At 69.5% G+C, this 19,784-nt stretch carries 20 protein-coding genes; 10 read left to right on the forward strand and 10 right to left on the reverse strand.

Annotation, left to right across the window (positions count from 1 at the left end; all coding sequences use genetic code 11):
- Positions 1-7: 7 nt before the first annotated feature.
- Positions 8-415, reverse strand: coding sequence for an XVIPCD domain-containing protein (locus tag Q5Z10_RS02205; protein WP_303637720.1), 408 nt, complete (start codon positions 413-415; stop codon positions 8-10).
- Between the two features lie 186 nt (positions 416-601).
- Between Q5Z10_RS02205 and Q5Z10_RS02210 the strand changes: the two genes are divergently transcribed.
- From Q5Z10_RS02210 to Q5Z10_RS02220, 3 genes are all read left to right on the forward strand, one after another.
- A complete protein-coding gene (locus Q5Z10_RS02210) occupies positions 602-1,039 on the forward strand; it encodes a hypothetical protein (RefSeq protein ID WP_303637721.1) in 438 nt (145 codons plus the stop codon).
- 110 nt (positions 1,040-1,149) lie between these two features.
- Positions 1,150-1,962, forward strand: coding sequence for an alpha/beta fold hydrolase (locus tag Q5Z10_RS02215; RefSeq protein WP_303637722.1), 813 nt, complete (start codon positions 1,150-1,152; stop codon positions 1,960-1,962).
- 25 nt (positions 1,963-1,987) lie between these two features.
- Positions 1,988-2,158 (forward strand): hypothetical protein, encoded by a 171-nt coding sequence (locus tag Q5Z10_RS02220; protein ID WP_303637723.1) that lies wholly within the window; start codon positions 1,988-1,990, stop codon positions 2,156-2,158.
- Positions 2,159-2,162: 4 nt separating this feature from the next.
- Here the strand turns inward: Q5Z10_RS02220 and Q5Z10_RS02225 are convergent, their stop codons facing one another.
- Complete coding sequence (locus Q5Z10_RS02225; protein WP_303637724.1) at positions 2,163-2,849, reverse strand: hypothetical protein; 687 nt, start codon at positions 2,847-2,849, stop codon at positions 2,163-2,165.
- A 120-nt stretch (positions 2,850-2,969) separates the two neighbouring features.
- On the opposite strand from Q5Z10_RS02225, the gene Q5Z10_RS02230 reads away from it, so the two are divergent.
- Complete coding sequence (locus Q5Z10_RS02230) at positions 2,970-3,617, forward strand: hypothetical protein (protein ID WP_303637725.1); 648 nt, start codon at positions 2,970-2,972, stop codon at positions 3,615-3,617.
- A gap of 342 nt (positions 3,618-3,959) precedes the next feature.
- Positions 3,960-4,928 (forward strand): polysaccharide deacetylase family protein, encoded by a 969-nt coding sequence (locus Q5Z10_RS02235; RefSeq protein WP_303637726.1) that lies wholly within the window; start codon positions 3,960-3,962, stop codon positions 4,926-4,928.
- A gap of 3 nt (positions 4,929-4,931) precedes the next feature.
- Here Q5Z10_RS02235 and Q5Z10_RS02240 read toward each other — a convergent pair whose 3' ends face one another.
- The 4 genes from Q5Z10_RS02240 to Q5Z10_RS02255 form a co-directional block, all read right to left on the reverse strand.
- On the reverse strand, positions 4,932-5,807 hold the full coding sequence (locus Q5Z10_RS02240; protein WP_303637727.1) for a class I SAM-dependent methyltransferase: 876 nt from the start codon (positions 5,805-5,807) through the stop codon (positions 4,932-4,934).
- Between the two features lie 61 nt (positions 5,808-5,868).
- Complete coding sequence (locus Q5Z10_RS02245; RefSeq protein WP_303637728.1) at positions 5,869-6,210, reverse strand: hypothetical protein; 342 nt, start codon at positions 6,208-6,210, stop codon at positions 5,869-5,871.
- A 66-nt stretch (positions 6,211-6,276) separates the two neighbouring features.
- On the reverse strand, positions 6,277-6,693 hold the full coding sequence (locus Q5Z10_RS02250) for a hypothetical protein (RefSeq protein WP_303637729.1): 417 nt from the start codon (positions 6,691-6,693) through the stop codon (positions 6,277-6,279).
- 111 nt (positions 6,694-6,804) lie between these two features.
- Positions 6,805-7,182: a MerC domain-containing protein gene (locus Q5Z10_RS02255; RefSeq protein WP_303637730.1), complete on the reverse strand. Its 378-nt coding sequence runs from the start codon at positions 7,180-7,182 to the stop codon at positions 6,805-6,807.
- 66 nt (positions 7,183-7,248) lie between these two features.
- On the opposite strand from Q5Z10_RS02255, the gene Q5Z10_RS02260 reads away from it, so the two are divergent.
- Positions 7,249-8,574, forward strand: a complete 1,326-nt coding sequence (locus Q5Z10_RS02260) for a GTP-binding protein (protein ID WP_303637731.1) — start codon at positions 7,249-7,251, stop codon at positions 8,572-8,574.
- Positions 8,575-8,695: 121 nt separating this feature from the next.
- On the opposite strand, the gene Q5Z10_RS02265 is transcribed toward Q5Z10_RS02260, so the two are convergent.
- Both Q5Z10_RS02265 and Q5Z10_RS02270 read right to left on the reverse strand, forming a co-directional pair.
- Entirely contained in the window at positions 8,696-10,303 is a 1,608-nt protein-coding gene (locus Q5Z10_RS02265; RefSeq protein ID WP_303637732.1) for an ATP-binding cassette domain-containing protein, read from the reverse strand.
- A 208-nt stretch (positions 10,304-10,511) separates the two neighbouring features.
- The gene (locus Q5Z10_RS02270) at positions 10,512-11,411 is read right to left on the reverse strand and encodes a LysR family transcriptional regulator (protein WP_303637733.1); all 900 of its coding nucleotides are present in this window, start codon (positions 11,409-11,411) and stop codon (positions 10,512-10,514) included.
- 226 nt (positions 11,412-11,637) lie between these two features.
- On the opposite strand from Q5Z10_RS02270, the gene Q5Z10_RS02275 reads away from it, so the two are divergent.
- The gene (locus Q5Z10_RS02275) at positions 11,638-12,816 is read left to right on the forward strand and encodes a serine hydrolase domain-containing protein (RefSeq protein ID WP_303637734.1); all 1,179 of its coding nucleotides are present in this window, start codon (positions 11,638-11,640) and stop codon (positions 12,814-12,816) included.
- The gene (locus Q5Z10_RS02280; protein WP_303637735.1) at positions 12,813-13,997 is read left to right on the forward strand and encodes an MFS transporter; all 1,185 of its coding nucleotides are present in this window, start codon (positions 12,813-12,815) and stop codon (positions 13,995-13,997) included. Before Q5Z10_RS02275 ends, Q5Z10_RS02280 begins: the two co-directional genes overlap by 4 nt.
- 35 nt (positions 13,998-14,032) lie before the next feature.
- Here the strand turns inward: Q5Z10_RS02280 and Q5Z10_RS02285 are convergent, their stop codons facing one another.
- The gene (locus Q5Z10_RS02285) at positions 14,033-15,664 is read right to left on the reverse strand and encodes an EAL domain-containing protein (RefSeq protein ID WP_303637736.1); all 1,632 of its coding nucleotides are present in this window, start codon (positions 15,662-15,664) and stop codon (positions 14,033-14,035) included.
- A 226-nt stretch (positions 15,665-15,890) separates the two neighbouring features.
- Here Q5Z10_RS02285 and cycA point away from each other — a divergent pair, with 226 nt between their 5' ends.
- Positions 15,891-17,261, forward strand: a complete 1,371-nt coding sequence (gene cycA / locus Q5Z10_RS02290) for a D-serine/D-alanine/glycine transporter (RefSeq protein WP_303637737.1) — start codon at positions 15,891-15,893, stop codon at positions 17,259-17,261.
- A 142-nt stretch (positions 17,262-17,403) separates the two neighbouring features.
- The gene (locus Q5Z10_RS02295; protein ID WP_303637738.1) at positions 17,404-18,180 is read left to right on the forward strand and encodes a lytic transglycosylase domain-containing protein; all 777 of its coding nucleotides are present in this window, start codon (positions 17,404-17,406) and stop codon (positions 18,178-18,180) included.
- A gap of 43 nt (positions 18,181-18,223) precedes the next feature.
- On the opposite strand, the gene Q5Z10_RS02300 is transcribed toward Q5Z10_RS02295, so the two are convergent.
- Positions 18,224-19,744 (reverse strand): tetratricopeptide repeat protein, encoded by a 1,521-nt coding sequence (locus Q5Z10_RS02300; protein WP_303637739.1) that lies wholly within the window; start codon positions 19,742-19,744, stop codon positions 18,224-18,226.
- Positions 19,745-19,784: the final 40 nt, after the last annotated feature.

Raw genomic sequence — 19,784 nt, forward strand, 5'->3', positions numbered from 1 at the left:
GCCAGCCTCAGCCCAGCCGGTGCACCGGGTTCTGCTGCTGTTCCTGACCCTGCGCCTGCTGCTCGGCCTGCAGGCCCATGCCGGGCTGCTGCGGGCTGACGCCCAGCTTCTGCAGCGACTGCTCGGCCGGGGTCTGCGCGGCCTCGGCCGTGGGCAGCATCGCGCGCAGGTGGGCGGGGTTGGCCGGGTCGCCCTGCACCACGAAGATGTTGTGCCCGGCCGGATGGTTCGCCGTGGCCGTGCTGACCAGCACATGGTCGGCGCGCTCCAGGCCCTGTTCGCGGGCCTTTACGGTCAGGCTCGCGGTCAGGTTTTCGCTGGTGCTGTCGAAGCGGCGGCCATGCTGTTCGTCCAGCGTCGCCACGCCCTGGCGGATCTGCTGGTGGAGGGGGTAGACGGGGTGGTCGGGGGTCATCGGTATGCTCCGTGCGGCCGGTGCCGGGTGGCCTGATGCGCCCAGTGTAAAGCGCAGCTCGGCTGCGCTGGAAATGGCTTTGTTGCTAGCCTGTGGCTGGGCGACGCAGGGGAGGGCGTCGGATGCAGCCACGTACGCAGGGAGATGGTCGGGGTGGAGAGGATGTGCGCATGGGGAACGAGGCGGGTGCAGCGCTGGCTGGGGCTGGCCATGCTGGGCTGTGCCGCTGCGGTGGCTGCCGCTGAGCCGCCGGCCGCGGAGCCGGAGGTGGCTGATCCCGGTTGTCCGTCGCAGGACTTCGCGCAGTTCCTGCGGCGCTTTGCCGATCCCGCCGATGACCGGGTGCGCCTGCGCTACACCGCCGATCCGTTGGACTACGCGGTGCCGGCGTATGCAGCGGCCAGCGCAGACACGCTGCCGGCCACCGAAGTGCTGCGCGAAACCGGGCCTGCGCGGATGAAGCGCCTGCGTGCGTCCACCCTGCGCGCGGCAGCCATGCCGACGCCATTGCCGCAGGGCGGCCAGCGGGTGGACTTCGGTGATGCGGGCGCGGACGGGCACTACCTGTTCGCACGCCGGCACGGGTGCTGGTGGCTGGTACGGGTAAGCAATCCGCATGGCTGATCCCGCTCCGGCGGGCTGTGTACAGCATGTCAGCACCCGCGCCGATTCCATCACGGCCTGCTCCGCTGCGCATGCCTAGGCTGGACATCCTCTTTCCCCCGGGAGCTGCCATGTCTGCATCCACTGTCCGCCTGCACATCGAAGACACCGGCGGCAGCGGCCGCCCGGTCATCCTGATCCATGGCTGGCCGCTGTCGGCCGAAGCGTGGAAAGCGCAGGTGCCGCTGCTGCGGGACGCCGGGTACCGCGTGATCAGCTACGACCGCCGCGGGTTCGGCCGCTCGGACAAGCCTGCCGACGGCTACGACTATGACACCCTGGCCGCCGACCTGGCCGGTGTGATCGACGAGCGCAACCTGCGCGATGTCACCCTGATCGGCTTCTCGATGGGCGGCGGCGAAGTGGCGCGCTACATCGCCAATCACGGCGAGGACCGCCTGCACAGCGTGGTGTTCGCTTCGGCAGTGCCGCCGTATCTGTTGAAGACCGGTGACAACCCGGAGGGACTGCTCAGCCAGGACAAGGCCGATGCCATGCGCGAAGGGCTGGAGAAGGACCGCGAAGCCTTCTTCGATGGCTTCACCCGGGACTTCTTCAGTGCCGATGGCAAGCTGATGGTGACCGAGGATGAGCGCCAGGCGGCGATCGCGCTATGCCATCAGTCGGACCAGACTGCTGCACTGGGCTGCATGAAGGCCTTCGCCACCACCGATTTCCGGGCGGACCTGCGCAAGGTGACGGTGCCCACGCTGGTGCTGCACGGCGACAGCGATGCCACGGTGCCGTTCGAGGGCTCGGGCCAGCGCACGCATGCCGCGATTGCCGGCAGCGAGGTCGTGGTGCTGAAGAACGCCCCGCATGGCTGCAACACCAGCCACACCGAGGCGTTCAACCTGGCACTGCTGGCGTTCCTGAAGAAGTAACGCCGATCTGCGGCATCATCAACGCATGTCGACCCCGCGCACGCCGCCCTGGAAGAAGCCCAACCCGAAGGGGCAGAAGACGCAGCCGCTGACCGACGCGCAGAAGGTGGCGGCGCGCCAGCGCGCGGAAGAGAATGGGCGCCGCTACCCGAACCTGGTCGACAACATGTGGGCGGCCAGGCTGCCGCGCGGATGACGCGCTACGGGGAAGCGGCGGTCCATGGCTGCCAGCCGCGCTCGCGCCATGGCGCGACCGTCCTTGCATGGAGAGTGAGCGGGACGTGCTGCGCACCGGCGCAGGCACGCAGTGCCTCGCGCAACGCGGCCGGGTCCATCGGCCGTGCAGTGGCGACCTGCAGCATCGTGCCCTGACGACGCACCTGCACCGGCACGACATCGTGCACGGCCACCGGCGGGCCGGTGCGGGTCTGCCGATAGCGCATGGTGACCGGCCGGGTGGCCTGCTGCAGCACCGGCGCCCACGCGTCCAGCAAGGCCGTGTGCTGCGCGGCCGGCGCCTGCACCTGGATGACGGTGGCGGGATACCCCGTCACGCTTTCCACCATCACCTGGAAACGGGCGCCGTTGGGCACAACCCAGACCGCCAGGGCCACCGTGCTGATCACCGAGAGGACCGCGATGCAGAGCCAGCTGCGCGGTACCTTCGGCGGCAGGGCGATCGACGTCAGCCCCGGCCGACGGCGGCGCAGGCGGCGGTAGCGCCGCTGGGCGCCGGCGCCGGGCAGCAGGCTGTGCTCGGGCAAGGGCACATGGCGTGCAGGAAGACGCGCAATGCGGGCGCTGATCACGCGCGCGGCGACTATCGCAACTGCCCCGCCCAGCACCGCCGGAAGCCCGGTGCGCACCCACAGATACAGCCCCTCCATCGCCAACACTCCTGTCTGCAGCGGACATGATGGCGCATCCTCCGCCGCGATGTCGCATCTGCCAGCCGACAGCCTTCGTCGCCTTGGCTAGGATGCGCGTCCTTCGCTGCGGACGATGCAATGACCGACTTCACTGTTCGTCTTCGGCGCCTGTTCTTCGGCGCCGGCCTGATGCTGTTCCTGCTGCAGGTGGTAGCAATACTCTCCGTCGGCCTGGCATCGGGCTACTTCCATCACCGCCAGTCATTGCTGCTGGAGTCGCTTACCCCGGCCTGCGGCGCCACCGACCTGGCGGCGCGCATGCGGGTGGCCGAGCACCTGCTGGCACGTGTGGGTGCGCTGGATGATTGGCAGCCGCTGTGCTGGCTGCCGATGGCCGCGCTGCTGCTGGCGCTGACAGGCACCCTGTCGGCGTGTGTGCACTGGCTGCACCGCGTGGACGCCACGCTGCGGCGCAGCGCCTGGGGGTTGCTCGCGTTGCACGGTGCGGCCCTGTTGCTGGCCAGTGTGATGCTGTGGCTGTACGAACAGGTCTGGGCCGGTATCACCACCACGTTGCCGTCGGCCTGCATGCTCGAACTTGCCACGGGGGCCCGACCGTGGGTGGCATCACCGCAGCAGTGGCTGCTGCAGATGTCCGGCCCGCTGGAACTGTTGCCGCCGCATGCGCCCGATGCCCTGGCCATCGTGCTGATCGGCCTGTTGCTGGCGGCAATGGTGGTCGGCCTGTGGTTGTGGTGTGCATCGGCGCAGGATGCCTACGACTGAGCACGGCTGCGGCAGGCCGGCGGTGTGCACTGCATCCGGTCGCGGCGATCGTTGCGGGCTGAGGTCCAACGCCGTGATACTGCGGGCAGGGGGAAGAGCATGATTCAGACGTTGTGGAAATGGGCGCGCAGCACCGGGGTAGCCAGATATCTGCTCCTGCTGGCGTTCCCCCTGTTCGGCGGGCCCCTGCACTGATGGGTCGATCTTGCGGTCATCCCGCTGCTGCTCGTTCCGCTGCTGCTTGTGGGCCTTCTGATCTGAGCGCGGTCCGGTGCCGGGCAGGGGACGCCATCGCCATGCTGGGGTAGAGTCGCGCATACCTCGTGCTTCCAGGCTGTGCTGATGCGTTCATTGCTGCGTGCTCTGCCCCTGCTGTTGCTGTCCCTGACGCTGCATGCAGCCGAGGTGGATCGCCGCATTGCGGTGACCATCGACGACCTGCCCTGGGCCCGGGTCGATGAAATCGTGCCGGAGGACCTGCAGGCACGGCATGCGGCGCTGATGGCGCAGCTGCGCCAGGCCGATGTGCCGGTGGTCGGTTTCGTCAATGGCAACAAGCTGGAAGTGGGCGGCCAGGTGCAGCCGGCGCGCGTGCAGATGCTGCGCGACTGGTTGGATGCCGGCTACGCGCTGGGCAACCACACCTGGTCGCATATGGATCTGAATGCCCAGGGCGTGGCCGCGTTCCAGCAGGATTTCCTGCGCGGTGAGCAGGTGCTGCGGCCGCTGCTGGCCGAGCGCGGCCAGACCCCGCAGTGGATGCGCCATCCCTATCTGCGCGCCGGCCGCACCGCCGAGGACCGCGCGGTGATGGACGCCTTCTTCGCCGCGCACGGCTACCGCGTTGCACCGGTGACCGTGGACAACGGCGAATGGGTATGGGCCTTTGCCTATGCCAATGTGATGAACGGGCAGCCGGATTCGCCCGAGCGCGAGGCCACGCTGGCGCGCCTGCGCAAGGGCTACGTGCCGTACATGCTGAACAAGGTCGACTACTACGAACGGCAATCGCAGGCGTTGCTGGGCTATGCATTGCCCCAGGTGTGGCTGATGCACGCCAACGAACTGAACGCGGCTACCTTCGCCGAGCTGGTGGCCGCGACCCAGCGCCGTGGTTACCGCTTCGTGTCGCTGGACGAGGCGATGCGCGACCCCGCCTATGCCCGCGGTGCAGAGGGCTACAACGGCCGCTACGGTCCCAGCTGGCTGCACCGCTGGGCGATGGCCGAGAACCGGCCCAAGGCGTTCTACGCCGGCGAGCCGGAAGTGCCGCAATGGGTGAAGACGCTGGCCAAGGTCGATTACGAGTAGGCGTCAGCGCTTGACGGCCAGCACGCCGTCCAGCGCCAGTTCGGCCTTGAATCCGGCCGTTTCCAGGCGTTTGGCCACTTCGCGTGGCACGTCACGGCCGCTGGTGAGCTTGTTCGGCGCGCCGGTGTAGTGGAACAGGCGGCCGCCCTTGCGGATGACGCGCGCAAGGTGGTTGTAGAACACCTGCGAATACAGTTCGCCGGCGATGCCGAAGCGCGGCGGGTCATGCAGGATGGCATCGACGCTGTTGCTGGCCACCTGTTCGATCTGCTGCGCGACATCGCCGTGGCTGAACTGCAGGCGGCCACCGGCGGCGGCGGATTCGGGATCGGGCGACCACGGATTGAGTGTGCGCAGCCACATCACATCGGCGTTCTTCTCGAACGAACGGATCTGGCCGACACCGACCTCCAGGGCGCAGGCGGCGAAGTAGCCGAGGCCGCCGCAGGTATCCAGCAGGATCTTGCCCGCTGGTGCCACCAGTTCCACCTTGCGGCGTGCATCCTCGAACGGCGACAGCTTCGAGGTCGGCAGCATCTTGATGCCGTCGATCTCGAAGGTGGGGGCGCCCCATTCGGTCGGCACCAGCTTGATCAGCGCGCCGCTGAAGCGCGAGATCGGCGCGAACTCTTCGCCATCCCAGTAGTACAGCGTGCGGTCCTTCAGCTTGCCCGGCCACGGGTAATGCTGGCCGCGGAAGGTGAAGCCCTCGGCATCCAGACCGACCGCGTCCTGGCTGCGTGCCAGGTCGAGCGATCCCTGCCAGTCGGCCGCGCCCTTGTCGTGGGCGCGACGCAGGATGTCAGCGCTGTCGCGGGTCAGCAGGGGGCCGGTGTAGTGAGGCACGGCGGGTACCGGGGCATGGCGGGGGGAGGGCATGGTACACCCGACGAGCCTTGAGCCCTGCGGTGCGCGGTGCGCAAGGGGGCATCGCTGCAGCTCAGTTGACCAGCGGCGCCCCGGCGGCGCGGCTGGAGCAGTGGTAGGCGTGTGGGGTGCCTGGGGGAATGACCGCGATCCCGTCTGCGGGCGCCAGGCCTTGCTGGGCGCAGGCCCTGCGGTGAACCTCCTGCGTGGCAGGGAGCTGGCGATCCAGCGCGTAGCGCAGGTTGCCGTCCTGCTGCAGCAGCCACAGCACGACCACGGGTTCAACATGGCCGGAAGGCAGTTCCCAGTCGATGGTGCGCATCACCAGGACATGGCCGTCTTCAGTCCTGCCGACCTGATCGTGGGTGCCCAGGGATACGAGCGGGGCGAACGCCATCAGCAGCGGCAGCAGCATGCCAGTGTCTCCAAATCGTCTACTTTCCCGATGGTGCGGGCGGTAGACCATCAGGAAAGCTGCAGATCACTCGCACTTCACCGCATACACCGGCCCGGCACCGATCAGCAGCAATGCCATGTAGTCGCTGTCGCGCGCGCGCGCCTTGAGCGATGCACCGTTCTTGAGGTGGAAGATGCCGAAGCCGCCGGCCAGGCGGATCAACGCGCTGTCGATCTGTTCGGCATCGTCGCGGAAGTACTGCTGGATATCACTGCGACTGGCCTTGTACAGCGCGTTGGGTTCGCGCTGCCATTGGCCTTCGCGTTCGAACGACACATAGTACTGGCCGCCTTCCTTCTCGATGCGGAACTCGGCCGCCTTGCGCGCGCTGGTGGCGAAGCAGCCGAGCATCGGGTCGGAGGAGAACGGCAGCTGGGTATCGCCGGAACAGGCGCCCAGCAGCAGGAAGGCACCGGTCAGCAGCAGGCGGGGCGCGTGCATGGGACGTTCCGACGGGGCAGGTGCGGCCAGTGTAGGCAGCCGCCCGACGCACGCGGTACAGGTTTTCGGCAAGAACACGGCGGCGCTGCCGGCAGCCGTGCGCGCGCCGGTCTACCGGTGGCGGGGCCGCTGGCGTGCGTTCCAGAGATGGGTCGCGGCCAGCAGCAGGCTGCCGGCAACGGTCAGCGGCGTTTCCCAGTCGTGCGAGGGCAGTGCCAGCGCGCCGGCCAGCAGCAGCGCCAGCCCCGTGCCGGCGCTGGCCCACGCCAGCGTCGGCAGCGGATGGCGGCGTTCGGCCCGCCACAGCGCATAGCCGGTCAACGGCAGGGCGATCGCCACGAACAGCAGGTGCACCCATTCCGCTTCGGCCCAGGCGCCGAACAACGGCAGCGCGGCCGCCAGCAGCGGCAGCGCCAGGCAGTGCAGCAGGCACAGACTGGACAGGGCGACGGCGCCGGCATCGAGCAGGGCGGCGGAGGGTGACTTCATGGGCGGGCTCCCGAGGCTGTAAGTGTTATACAGTAACATTTCCATCCGCAGCCAACCCAGCCCCAGATGAACACTGTTTCCCGCGCCGACCGTCGTCTTCCGGTCACCGTCCTGTCCGGCTTCCTCGGTGCCGGCAAGACCACCCTGCTCAACCAGATCCTGCGCAACCGCGAAGGGTTGCGGGTGGCGGTCATCGTCAACGACATGAGCGAGGTCAACATCGATGCGCAGCTGCTGCGCGAGGGCGGCGCGGAACTGCGCCGGACCGAGGAGACGCTGGTGGAGTTCAGCAACGGCTGCATCTGCTGCACGCTGCGCGATGACCTGCTGCAGGAAGTGCGGCGGCTGGCCGATGCCGGTCGCTATGACTACCTGTTGATCGAATCGACCGGGATCGGCGAACCGATGCCGGTGGCGGCGACCTTCGCGGTGCGCGACGCGCAGGGCTTCAGCCTGAGTGACATCGCGCGGCTGGATACGATGGTGACGGTGGTGGACGGCAATGCCTTCCTGGCCGACTTCGGCTCGACGCTGCGGCTGGCCGAGCGCGGCCAGCAGGCGGGCCCGGACGACGATCGCGGCGTGGTCGACCTGCTCTGCGAACAGGTCGAGTTCGCCGATGTCATCGTGGTCAGCAAGGTCGACCAGATGCAGGACGATCTGCTGCAGGACACGCTGGGCGTGCTGCGTGGCCTGAACCGCGACGCGCGCCTGCTGCTGTCGCGCTTCGGCGATGTGCCGCTGAACGAACTGCTGGATACCGGCCGCTTCGACTTTGAACGGGCACAGCAGGCGCCGGGCTGGGTGAAGGAGCTGCGCGGCGAGCACACCCCGGAAACCGAGGAGTACGGTATCGGCAGCTTCGTGTACCGCTCGCGGCGTCCGTTCCATCCGGTGCGGTTTGCACGCACGCTGCAGGAAGGCATGCCCGGGGTGATCCGCAGCAAGGGCTGGTTCTGGCTGGCCAACCGCATGGACTGGGTGGGCGAGTTGAACAGCGTGGGCGCGGCCACGCGCACGCAGGCGGCGGGGTTCTGGTATGCCGCGCGCGAGCGGGTGCGGGCGGGCCAGGAGGACGCGATGCCGTTGCTGCCGCCGACGCCACTGCCCTACAGCGACCTGGGCTGGGCACGGCAGCAGGCCGACTGCTGGAGCGCCCCGCTGCCCGATGCACAGGCGTTTCCGGATGCCGCCGCGCACGCGGCCATGGCGCGCCTGTGGCACCCGCTGTGGGGCGACCGCCGCCAGGAGCTGGTGGTGATCGGGGTGCACATGGATGAGCGTGCGGTGCGTTCGGTGCTGGATGCGTGCCTGCTCAACGACAGCGAACTGCGCGCCGGGCCGCTGCTGTGGCAGCAGCTGCCGCAGGCGTTCCCGGTGTGGAAGCGCTGAGCGGGCGATGAGGATGCGCAGGTGCCGGCCCGTGGCCGGCACGCTGCGTGATCGATGCAACCACGCATGGCGTGGAACCACGGCTGAAAGGCCAGGTGTGGATGGAGGCCGGCGCGTGCCCCTACAGCGCGTCGCGCCACTGCCAGCCTGCGCTGCTGATCTGCAGTACCCGGGTCGGGCGCAGCGTCTGCAGCAGGGCGGTGTCATGGCTGACCATCAGCAACGCACCCGGCCACGCCGCCAGCAACGCTTCCAGCGCCTGCAACGCGGCCAGGTCCAGTGCATTGCCCGGTTCGTCGAGCAGCAGCAGCTGCGGCGCGGGATCGGCGTACAGCACGCTGGCCAGTGCGCCCTTGACCCGCTCGCCATCGCTGAGGCTGCCGGCGGGACGCTGGATCCGCTGCGCGTCCAGGCCCAGCAGGGCCAGACGCGTGCGCAGTTCACCGGGGTCGGCGCCGGGATGTGCTGCCTGCACTGTGTCGAGAATGCTCCGCGTGCCGGACAGGCCCAGCAGCTGCTGGTCGAGCAGCGCCAACGGGGCATGCCGTTGCACGTCGCCGCTGCGTGCCGTGCGTTGGCCGGCCAGCACACGCAACAGCGTCGACTTGCCGCTGCCATTGTCGCCGACCACGGCAATGCGCTGGCCGCGGCGGATATCCAGCTGCAGTGGCGCCTGGCACCCATGCGGCAGGACCAGGTCGTGGGCCTGCAGCAGCCGTGCCTGGCCGCGCTCTGCGTCTGTGCTGAACAACGCCAACTCGGGGGTGAGCGGCAGTGCCGCCGCCGCCGCGCGCACCTGCGAGGCACTGGCCAGCAGACGCTCGCTCTGGATCTGCTGTGCGCGGCCCTGGCTGGCTTCGGCGCGCTGCTTCTGGCGGCCGAGCAGGATCGGCGCCTGGTTGGCGTCCCGGGCCTGGCGGTTGCCACGCGCCTGGCGCTGCTGCTGGCGCTCGTGCTGTTCGCGCGCGCTGCGCTGCTGTTGCCGGTGCTGGGCGCGGGCGTGTTCCAGCTGCGCAGTAGCCGCCTCGCGTTCGGCCGCGCGCGCCTCGGCGTAGTGCTGCCAGGCGCCGCCATAGCGGTGCAGGCCGCGTGCATCGAGTTCGACGATCTGCTGCATGTACGCCAGCAGCTGGCGATCGTGACTGATCACCAGCAGGCCACCCTGCCACTGCTGCAGCTGGGCGTACAGCTGCTGGCGGTGACGCGCATCCAGATGATTGCTGGGCTCGTCCAGGATCAACCAGTCGGCGTCGCTCGCCCAGGCCCCGGACAGCGCGACCTGCATCGCCTGGCCGCCGCTGAGCCGTGCGGCCGGCTGCGCCGGGTCCAGGTCCGGCGGCAGCCGTAGCGCCTTCCATTGTTGCTGCAGCTGTTCGCGCAGGTTCCAGCGCTCGCCGATGCAGGCGAAATCGGCGTCATCGATGCCGCCGGCCTCGATCCGTGCCAACGCCGCCAGCTGCGCACCCACGCCGGCAAGTTCGCCGACGGTGCCGGTCGGGGGATGGCCGGGCGTAGGCAGCAGGAAGACGCGGCCACTGCCGTGCACCTGGCCTGCATCGGGCGACAGGCGGCCGGCCAGCAGGCGGGCGAGCACGCTCTTGCCCACGCCGTTGGCGCCGACCAGACCGGTGGCCACCGGGTCGAAGGAAAAGGACAGATCGGAAAACAGCGGCCGGCCATCGGCCAACCGATACGACACGCGGTCGAGCGTGAGGGAATGCGAAGTCATGCGACCTCCAGGGATGCCAGGTTCTCCCCTGCGCGCAGGGGCGGGAAGAGTCGGGCCGTCTAGTGCAGAGACGGCGGCATCACTGGCGCATCGGTCGCGAGCCTCTTGGAGGAGTGAGCGGGCAGTATAGCGGCGCTTGATGAATGCCCGGCAATCCATGCCGGGCGTGGATCTACAGAAGCGGCGCGCACGGCGCGGATCGACCGGATCAGGGTACGGTGTCCAGGCGGGCGCCGACGAAGTCGATGAATACCCGCAGCTTCGGCAGCACATGGCGGCCGGAGGGCCACAGCAGGTGGAAGGTGCCGCAGGAATGCACATGGTCTTCCAGTACGGCCTGCAACCTGCCGTCTGCCAGTGCGTCGCGCACCGAGTGCACCGGCACGAAGGCCAGGCCGATGTCACGCAGCGCCAGCGCCACCCGCGCCTCGATGGTGTTGGCCACCATGTGCACCGGCAGCTCCTGCGGTGCCTGGCCCTGCGGCCAGCGCACCGGCCACGGCTCCAGCTTGCCGGTGCTGGGGAAGCGGTAATGCAGCAGCGTGTGCTGCAGCAGGTCGGCAGGCGTGGCCGGGGTGCCGCGCCGCTGCAGATACGCCGGCGAGCCGACGATGCGGCGCGGGAACACGCCGAGCCGACGTGCGTTCATGCGTGAATCGCTCGGTTCGCCCACGCGCAGCACGGCATCGAAGCCCTCTTCGATCACATCGACCAGACGGTCGCTGAAATCCAGGTCGAGGCGGATGTCCGGATAGGCGGCCATGAACTCGGCCATCAGCGGCAGGGTCAGGTCGCCTACCAGTGGCAGGCTGATGCGCAGCGTTCCGCTGGGTACCGCGTGCGGTTGCGCCAGCTCGGTACGGGCCGCGTCGCGTTCGTCGAGGATGCGGCGGCAGCGTGCCAGGAACAGCTGGCCTTCGGCGGTAAGGGTGATGCTGCGCGTGCTGCGGTGAAACAGGCGCACGCCGAGCGCCTGCTCCAGCCGGGCCACGCACTTGCCCGCGGCCGAGGCGGAAATGCCCTGCAGGCGCCCGGTCTCGACGAAGCTGCGGCTGTCGGCGGCATGCACGAAGGTCTGCAGGTTGGCGAGGTTGTCGAGGACGGACATGGGCGGGGCCGGGACGGAAGGGCAGGGTAGGACGCACGCAGCACCGCGGCGCTGGGGCCGCCGGAACACGGCGATGCAGCTCCGGCGGGCCGTGTTGCGGCCCACTGGTTCCGGCCATGATGCCGATTGCGGACTTGCCGGTCCATGATGCGCGGAGCCGGACCCCGCTTTTTGCCGACCGTGCAGCTGCCTACCGTGGCGGGCCTCTCCCCACGGAACTCCGCTGATGACGCTCGCCCTTCCTGCCGATGCCGCGCCCGCCTTGCCGGCGGTGACCCGGCTGCTGCACACGGTGCACCCGCAACGCCTGGTCGGCGCGGTGGTGCTGGTCCGCCAGCACGGTGTGCTGCGCCATGCCAGCGCCAGCGGACTGGCCGACCGCGAAGCGGCCACGCCGATGCGCCGCGATCACCTGTTCCGCCTGGCGTCGGTGAGCAAGCCGCTGCTGACCACGGTGATCCTGCGCCTGGTAGCCAGCGGCGTACTCGACCTGGATGCGCCGGTGCAGCGCTGGCTGCCCGGGTTCCGCCCGGCGCTGGCCGACGGCAGCCGTCCGCCGATCAGCCTGCGCCAGCTGCTGAGCCACAGCAGCGGGCTTGGCTACCGTTTCCTCGAAGCCGGGGCCGATGGCCCGTATGCACGGGCGGGGGTCAGCGACGGCATGGATGCTGCGCGCCTGACCCTGCAGGACAATGTGCAGCGCATCGCGCAGGCGCCGCTGCTGTTCGCGCCGGGCAGCCAGTGGCTGTATTCGCTGGGCGTGGACGTTGCCGCTGCGGTGGCCGAAGCCGCAACCGGCGAGCGCCTGCAGGCGCTGTTCGATCAGCTGCTGGCGCAACCGCTGGGCCTGCGGGATACCGCCTTCGCCACCGCCGCGCACGACCGCCTGGCCACGCCGTATGTCAGTGACACGCCGCAGCCTCACCGGCTGCAGGAAGGCGAGGTGGTGCCGCCGTTCGACGGTACCGTGGGCATCGCCTACAGCCTGGCGCGCGCCACCGATCCGCAGTACCACGCCTCGGCCGGGGCGGGCCTGGTGGGCACCGCCGATGAGGTGATGAGGGTACTGGAGGCGCTGCGCGATGCGCGCGCGTCGTCGTTGCTGCCCGCGTCGCTGCTGGCACAGATGGGGCGTCCGCAGGTGAGTGACCAGGGGCCGGCCGATCCGCCGGGCTGGGGCTTCGGGCTGGGCTTTGCGGTGCTGCGCGATCCTGCCGCCAGCGGCACGCCACAGGCCGTCGGCAGCTGGCGCTGGGGCGGTGCGTACGGCCACAGCTGGTTCGTCGATCCGGCGCGCGCGCTGAGCGTGGTTGCGCTGACCAACACGCTGTACGAGGGCATGCACGGTGCCTTCGTCGACGAACTGCGCGATGCGGTCTATGGCGATCTGGAGGCCGCGCGATGAGCGGGCATGCGATCGACGCGGCGGCACCGGCAGGCGAAGCGACCCGTCTGCCGTGGCGGGGCCTGCTGGCGCTGGCCGGTGGTGGCTTCATCACCCTGTTGACTGAAACCCTGCCGGCCGGCGTGCTGCGGCCGATGGGCGAGAGCCTGGGCGTGAGCGATGCGGCGGCCGGTCAGCTGGTGAGTGTCTACGCGCTGGGATCGGTGCTGGCCGCGCTTCCGATGACCGCGCTGACCCAGCGCCTGCCCCGCCGCCCCCTGCTGCTGGCCGCGATCGCCGGCTTCGTGCTGGTCAATACGGTGACCGCACTGAGCCACGACTACGCGCTGACCCTGGTGGCGCGCTTGCTGGCCGGTGTATGTGCCGGCCTGTTGTGGTCGCTGGTGGCCGGCTATGCCGCGCGCATGGTGGTGCCGGCGCTGCAGGGACGCGCGATCGCGGTGGCGATGATCGGTTCACCGCTGGCGCTGTCGCTGGGTGTGCCGGCCGGTACCCTGCTGGGCCAGCAGATCGGCTGGCGCTGGGCGTTCGCATTGATGAGCGTGCTGGCGGTGCTGCTGCTGGGCTACGCGCGCTGGGCGCTGCCGGCACTGCCCGCCGCGGGTGCCGGGCAGCGCACGTCGCTGCGCTCGGTGTGGCGCATGCCGGGCATCCGCAGCACGCTGCTGGTGATGGCGCTGTACGTGCTGGCGCACAACGTGCTGTACACCTACATCGAACCGCTGGCGGTGCAGGCCGGCGCCGGTGCCTGGCTGGATCGCCTGCTGCTGGCCTTCGGTGTGGCAGCGATCGGTGGCATCGCGCTGGCCGGCTGGGGCGTGGACCGGCATCTGCGCGCGCTGGTGTGGACCAGCATTCTCGGTTTCGGTGCCGCGGTGGTGGCACTGCTGCTGTGGCCGGCGCTGCCGACCGTGCTGTTGCTGGCGACCGTGGTGTGGGGCGTGGCCTTCGGTGCCGTACCGACGTTGTTCCAGACCGCCCTGGCGCGCCGTGCCGGTACCGCTGCCGACCTGGCGCAGTCGATGCTGGTGACCGGCTGGAACCTGGCCATCGCCGCCGGCGGCGTGGCCGGCGGGCTGCTGCTGCAGGCCAGCGGTGCCCGCGCCCTGGGCGGGTTGCCGCTGGCGCTGCTGCTGGTGTGCGGGCTGTGGGTGTGGGCACGGCCGAAAGCCTGGGTGTAACCGAGCGGGTGCCGGCCGTGGCCGGCACCCACTGCTCATGCGCCCGGATCCTCGCCGGCCTGCTCGCGCTCGAACGGCACGCTGCGCGGATTCTGCATGTGTTCGCGTGCGGCGCCATAGCGCTGCTGCCGCTTGTGATGGAAGGCGATGAACTCATCGCGTGGCAACGGCCGCGAGAACAGCCAGCCCTGGCCGAACTGCACATGCTGGCTGTGCAGGTAGGCCAGCTGCGCTTCGGTTTCCACGCCCTCGGCCACCACCCACAGCCCCAGCTCCCGGGCCATGCCGATGATATGCGGGGTCACCGGGCTGGTGGCGCTCTCGGTGCCGATCGCATCGACGAAGGACTTGTCGATCTTCAGGGCATCCAGCGGCAGCTGCTGCAGGTACTGCAGGCTGGAATAGCCGACGCCGAAATCATCGATGGCCACGCTGTGGCCGGCCCGGCGCGCGGCGGCCAGCATGGTGCGCGCGCGGTCGATGTCCAGGAAGCCGCGCTCGGTGGCTTCCAGCCAGATCTGCTGCGGCAGGATGCCGCTGCCGGCCATGCGCTGGGCGATCACCTTCAGCGCGCGCCCGCTGCTGATGTCCTCCGCCGCCAGGTTGATCGCGATGTGCGCGCTGCGGTCCTCGGCCAGCAGCTCGCGCATGTCGGCCACCACGTTCTCGATCACCAGGTCGGTGATGTCGGCGATCATTCCCGCCTCTTCGGCCAAGGGAATGAACAGGTCCGGGCGCACCTGGCTGCCGTCCGGGCGCTGCCAGCGCACCAGCGCTTCGGCGCCGACGCAGATGCCGGTGTCCAGTTCGATGATCGGCTGGTAGTGCAGGTACAGCTCGCGCCGGCGGATGGCGATGGCCAGCTCGCCACGCAGTGACAGCCGGCGCCGCGACAGCCAGATCACCAGGCCGGCGCCGGCGGCGGCCATCAGCAGGCCCAGCGGCACGAACAGCCAGGCCTGCTGACGGAACGTGGCGGCCAGCGCGGTGCGCGGGGTGGTGGCGATCGCCAGCCATTCCTCGCTGCGCGCGCTGGCGTACAGGGTGTTGTTGTCCAGGCCCTCGCCGGGCTCGCGCAGCAGCTGCTGCAGCAGGGCCGGGTCCATGCCCTGCTGGCGGGTCAGCAGGCGCCCGTCCGGGCTGGCCAGGGCCAGCCGTACGTGGGGATCGACGATGACATCGACAAAGCGCCGCGGGTCGACCAGCACGTCGTAGGAACCGTACAGGATCGACAGCACCGGGCGCCGGGCGGTCGCCTCGGGGCGTACGTCCACGGCGATGCCGGCTCCGTCGCTGGTGACATGGTCGGCCCGTGGCTGCTGCACATCGGCGTGGAACGGGCCCCAGGAGGTGCATCGCAGCTTGCCGCCTTCGAAGTACCCCATCTGGTCAGCCGACGGCGTGGTCATCACCAGTGACTGCATGCGCCGGATATGCTCGTCTCCGCAAGGCGGCAGCGCGGTGGCCTCGGCCGACTTCAACGCGGCCAGCACTTCCTGATAGGAGCTGTCGGCGCGGCGCAGGGTCCGCTCGGCGATGATGCGCAGGCGCGCCTGCTCGACGCTGACGGCCCGGTCCCAGGTGGCGTAGACCATGGCTGCGATCGGCACCGCCGCCGCCACCACGGCCAGCAGGGTGCCGCCGATGATGACCCGCAGGCGGCTCATGGCCGGGATTCCAGACAGGCGGGCGGGGCAGGGCGCATGGGGGCCGGTCCTTGGACGATGGCGCTATCTGAACATGCCGCCGGCCTGGGCGGAATGGGACAATGTCGGTATTGGGTCACATTGTGGTGAAAGCGACACTCGCTGGCGGGCAAGGGTCGGCCGGCGCTGGTGTTGTGGCCATCGGAGGACTACCGTCGATGGCTTCACCCGCCCCTTGCCCGCGCCCATGACCGAGCCCGCTTCGCCCCCCGAGCACCTGCGCCGCAGCCTGTCCAACCGCCACCTGCAGCTGATCGCCATCGGCGGTGCCATCGGCACCGGCCTGTTCATGGGGTCGGGCAAGACCATCAGCCTGGCCGGCCCTTCCATCGTGTTCGTCTATCTGATCATCGGCGCGATGCTGTTCTTCGTGATGCGCGCGATGGGCGAACTGCTGCTGTCCAACCTGCAGTACAAATCCTTCATCGACTTCTCCACCGATCTGCTGGGTCCCTGGGCGGGGTTTTTCTGCGGGTGGACGTACTGGTTCTGCTGGATCGTCACCGCCATCGCCGATGTGATCGCCATCGCCGCCTACGCGCAGTTCTGGTTCCCGGGGCTGGACGCCTGGATACCGGCGCTGGCGTGCGTGATGCTGCTGCTGGCCCTGAACCTGGTGACGGTGAAGCTGTTCGGCGAAATGGAGTTCTGGTTCGCGCTGATCAAGATCGTGGCCATCTGTGCGTTGATCATCACCGGTGCCGGCCTGGTGGTGTGGGGCTTCACCTCGCCCAGCGGCCATACCGCCGCGCTGTCGAACCTGTGGAATGACGGCGGCATGTTCCCGATGGGCCTGGTCGGCTTCTTCGCCGGCTTCCAGATCGCGGTGTTCGCCTTCGTCGGCATCGAGCTGGTGGGCACGACCGCCGCTGAGACCGCCAACCCCGAACGCAACCTGCCCAAGGCGATCAACTCGATCCCGGTGCGCATCATCATCTTCTACGTGCTGGCGCTGGTCGCGATCATGGCGGTCACGCCGTGGCGCCAGGTGGTGCCGGACAAGAGCCCGTTCGTGCAGCTGTTCGTGCTGGCCGGCATTCCCGCCGCCGCCAGCCTGATCAACTTCGTGGTGCTGACCTCGGCCACCTCGTCGGCCAACAGCGGCATCTTCTCCACCAGCCGCATGCTCTACGGCCTGGCCGAGGAAGGCCACGCACCGCGCGGGCTGTCACGCCTGTCGCGCGCGGCGGTGCCGGCGCGTGGGCTGCTGTTCTCGTGCCTGTGCCTGCTGGGTGGAACCCTGCTGATCTACCTGATCCCGAACCTGGTGACCGCCTTCACGCTGGTGACCACCCTGGCGACGGTGCTGTTCATCTTCGTCTGGTCGCTGATCCTGGCGGCGTACATGGTCTACCGTCGCCGTCACCCCGAGCGTCATGCCGCCTCGATCTTCAAGATGCCCGGCGGCGTGGCGATGTGCTGGGCCTGCCTGGTGTTCTTCGCTGCCGTGCTGGTGCTGCTGAGCCTGCAGGCCGACACCCGCCAGGCGCTGATCGCCAGCCCGGTATGGTTCGTGCTGCTGGGCGTGGGCTATTGGGTGCGACGCAGGGCGCGGTAGCGTCGACTGTCGCGCGTAGTGCGGGATTTCGTGGTGGACCAGGGCAGGCCGTCGACGAACCGCCGACGCTGCCGGCGCCGGATCCGTTGCCCATCGCCCATTCACCCCGTATTCGCGGGCGCGGCCGGATCATCCGGCCGCCATGATCCGCCGTCCTGCCCTCCTTGCGCTGTTGCTGCTGCCCGGCCTGTGGCCCGGGCTGGCCGCTGCGCGCACCGTCTACCGCTGCGTGCAGGGCAATACGGTCAGCCTGGCCACCGCGCCGGAACCGGGCTCGCGCTGTACCGCCAGGGAGATTGACGACAACGCCGTCCAGACGCCGAACCTGTGGGGCAACATGGGCGTGTTCAGTGGCGTGCTGTACGAACGCGAGCAGGACGGCGTGCTGGTCTATTCCACCCGCAACCTGCCGGGTTCGCGGGTCTTCCTGAAGTTCACCGTGGCCACGCCGCCCGGCGAGCCGGCGCATGAGGGCCTGGGCAAGGTCGGCAAGCCGCAGCTGGCGCAGCACGCCAGGCAGTTCAAGGCGGCCGCCAAGGCCACCGGCGTCGACGATGCCTGGCTGCGCGCGATCGCCCATGCCGAAAGCAACTTCGATGCACTGGCGGTCTCCAGCAAAGGGGCGCAGGGGGTGATGCAGCTGATGCCCGATACCGCGCAGGAATACGGCGTGCGCGATCCCTTTTCGCCGCAGCAGTCGATCGATGGCGGTGCACGCTACATGCGCGCGCTGCTGCGCCGTTACAACGGCGACCGGCCACTGGCGGCGGCCGCCTACAACGCCGGCATCGGTGCGGTCACCCGCTACAAGGGCGTACCGCCGTATGCCGAAACCCTCGCGTATGTGGACAAGGTGATGGCGCTGTACGCGCGCTACCGCGAGGCGATGGGCATCCGCACCGAGGTGCCCGCGCGCTAGGCCGGCGGTGCTGGACGCGCGCGTGCCGCCACGGCGGCGATGCTCAGCGTGAGGTGCCGCTGCTGACCAGGTCGTAGCGCTCGACGCGGCCGACACGTTCGATCGCGGCCTGCACGTCGGCACGCTGCTTGAGCGCACGCCATGCCGCATCACCGCGTGCGTCGCCCGGCAGCGAGGGATAGGTGCGCATGTCCTGCAGGCTGGCCAGGATCTCGCCGCGTTCGACCGGCGAGCGCAGCTGCTCGATCAGCACCGCCGCAGCGCCGTCCAGATCGCCCGCTTCCAGCAGCATCTCGCGATGGAACACGGAGGCACCCTCGCGCTCGGCCAGGATCACGTCGCGTGCGGCCTCCATGGCCCCGGTATCGCCGCGAACGCGGGCGGCGGCGAACTGCACCAGCGCCTGTGCGGCCCTGCCGTAGCCGGGCAGGTCCTGGATGCCCTGCACGGCCTGCACCGCCTCCTGCGGGCGACCGAGCGAGAGGAACAGGAAGCCGACACTCAGCTGGTGTTCGATGCCGTTGGGACCGCGTGCGCCGATGCGCGCGGCCTGCTGCGCGGCCGCCAGTGCGTCGTCCAGACGGCCCAGCCGGCGCAGGGCGGTGTACCGGTTGTTGAGCAGCCGCCCCACCCATTCGGCCTCGGCATCCGAAGGCGACTCCCCTGCGGCGGCTGCGCGGGCGATGCCATCGGTCAGCGCCAGCACTTCCTCGTTGCGGTCCAGCATCAGCAGGGTGCTGCCGAACTCGGCCATGCGCCCATCCAGTGCGCGATCGAGCAGGCCGGACACCCGCAGTTCGTCCAGATGCTGCTGCGCGCCCTGCGTCGCATCAAAGCGTGGATCGCTGCGATCGACATAGCGGTCGAAGCGCTTGTCGCTGCGCAGCCGGATGATCTCGGCGGGGCCGCTGATACGCGCCAGTGTCGCCGGGATGTCCTCGTCACGACCGTTCTCGGCCTGCAACGTGGCCAGTGCCAGCCACATGCCGGTCGGCTCCAGGCCGCCACTCTTCCAGCCGTTGTCGAACAGCGCCTGCAGCAGTTCCATGCGCTGCTGTGGCTGCGCGTGCAGGCGGTACTGCAGATACCTGACCGTGTCCGGCTCGAGCGGCAGCGGCGCGTCGGCATGCTGCAACGCCCGTACCAGGTAGTTCGTGGCCGCTGCGGGCTGGCCCTGGGACAGCTCCAGCGAGACCAGCGTCAGCAGGATCTGCGCATCCACCGGCAATGCCTCCAGCGCCCGCTGCAGATAGCGGCGGGCCTGGTCCGGCTGCTTCTGCATCATCGCGGTCCAACCGGCCACCTGTGCCGCACGGCCACGATGCTCGGCGTCGAAGTCATCCAGCAGCGGGTCTTCCATCAGCTGTTCGATCGTGATCAGCGCCCCCAGGGTGTTGCCGCTGCGCGACTGCTGGATCGCTTCATCCCAACGCTGGGCGTAGGCCAGGTGCACGGCATCGCCGGTGACCGATGGCTTCTGTGGCGCCACGGTGATCGAGGCCGACACGGGCGGGCCAGCCAGCAGGGCCAGCAGCAGGGCGGCGAAGGGGAGGGCGCGGGGCATGGAGGATCTCCATCCGTGGGCACAGCATTGAACCCGCTGG

The sequence above is a fragment of the Stenotrophomonas sp. 704A1 genome (genome assembly GCF_030549525.1).
GTDB classification, from domain to species: domain Bacteria; phylum Pseudomonadota; class Gammaproteobacteria; order Xanthomonadales; family Xanthomonadaceae; genus Stenotrophomonas; species Stenotrophomonas tuberculopleuritidis.

Coding starts and splice junctions, on each gene's coding strand:
- Q5Z10_RS02205 (WP_303637720.1), bottom strand. CDS start 415: ATGACCCCCGACCACCCCGTCTACCCCCTCCACCAGCAGATCCGCCAG.
- Q5Z10_RS02215 (WP_303637722.1), top strand. CDS start 1,150: ATGTCTGCATCCACTGTCCGCCTGCACATCGAAGACACCGGCGGCAGC.
- Q5Z10_RS02220 (WP_303637723.1), top strand. CDS start 1,988: ATGTCGACCCCGCGCACGCCGCCCTGGAAGAAGCCCAACCCGAAGGGG.
- Q5Z10_RS02225 (WP_303637724.1), bottom strand. CDS start 2,849: ATGGAGGGGCTGTATCTGTGGGTGCGCACCGGGCTTCCGGCGGTGCTG.
- Q5Z10_RS02230 (WP_303637725.1), top strand. CDS start 2,970: ATGACCGACTTCACTGTTCGTCTTCGGCGCCTGTTCTTCGGCGCCGGC.
- Q5Z10_RS02235 (WP_303637726.1), top strand. CDS start 3,960: ATGCGTTCATTGCTGCGTGCTCTGCCCCTGCTGTTGCTGTCCCTGACG.
- Q5Z10_RS02240 (WP_303637727.1), bottom strand. CDS start 5,807: ATGCCCTCCCCCCGCCATGCCCCGGTACCCGCCGTGCCTCACTACACC.
- Q5Z10_RS02245 (WP_303637728.1), bottom strand. CDS start 6,210: ATGCTGCTGCCGCTGCTGATGGCGTTCGCCCCGCTCGTATCCCTGGGC.
- Q5Z10_RS02250 (WP_303637729.1), bottom strand. CDS start 6,693: ATGCACGCGCCCCGCCTGCTGCTGACCGGTGCCTTCCTGCTGCTGGGC.
- Q5Z10_RS02255 (WP_303637730.1), bottom strand. CDS start 7,182: ATGAAGTCACCCTCCGCCGCCCTGCTCGATGCCGGCGCCGTCGCCCTG.
- Q5Z10_RS02260 (WP_303637731.1), top strand. CDS start 7,249: ATGAACACTGTTTCCCGCGCCGACCGTCGTCTTCCGGTCACCGTCCTG.
- Q5Z10_RS02265 (WP_303637732.1), bottom strand. CDS start 10,303: ATGACTTCGCATTCCCTCACGCTCGACCGCGTGTCGTATCGGTTGGCC.
- Q5Z10_RS02270 (WP_303637733.1), bottom strand. CDS start 11,411: ATGTCCGTCCTCGACAACCTCGCCAACCTGCAGACCTTCGTGCATGCC.
- Q5Z10_RS02275 (WP_303637734.1), top strand. CDS start 11,638: ATGACGCTCGCCCTTCCTGCCGATGCCGCGCCCGCCTTGCCGGCGGTG.
- Q5Z10_RS02280 (WP_303637735.1), top strand. CDS start 12,813: ATGAGCGGGCATGCGATCGACGCGGCGGCACCGGCAGGCGAAGCGACC.
- Q5Z10_RS02285 (WP_303637736.1), bottom strand. CDS start 15,664: ATGAGCCGCCTGCGGGTCATCATCGGCGGCACCCTGCTGGCCGTGGTG.
- cycA (WP_303637737.1), top strand. CDS start 15,891: ATGACCGAGCCCGCTTCGCCCCCCGAGCACCTGCGCCGCAGCCTGTCC.
- Q5Z10_RS02295 (WP_303637738.1), top strand. CDS start 17,404: ATGATCCGCCGTCCTGCCCTCCTTGCGCTGTTGCTGCTGCCCGGCCTG.
- Q5Z10_RS02300 (WP_303637739.1), bottom strand. CDS start 19,744: ATGCCCCGCGCCCTCCCCTTCGCCGCCCTGCTGCTGGCCCTGCTGGCT.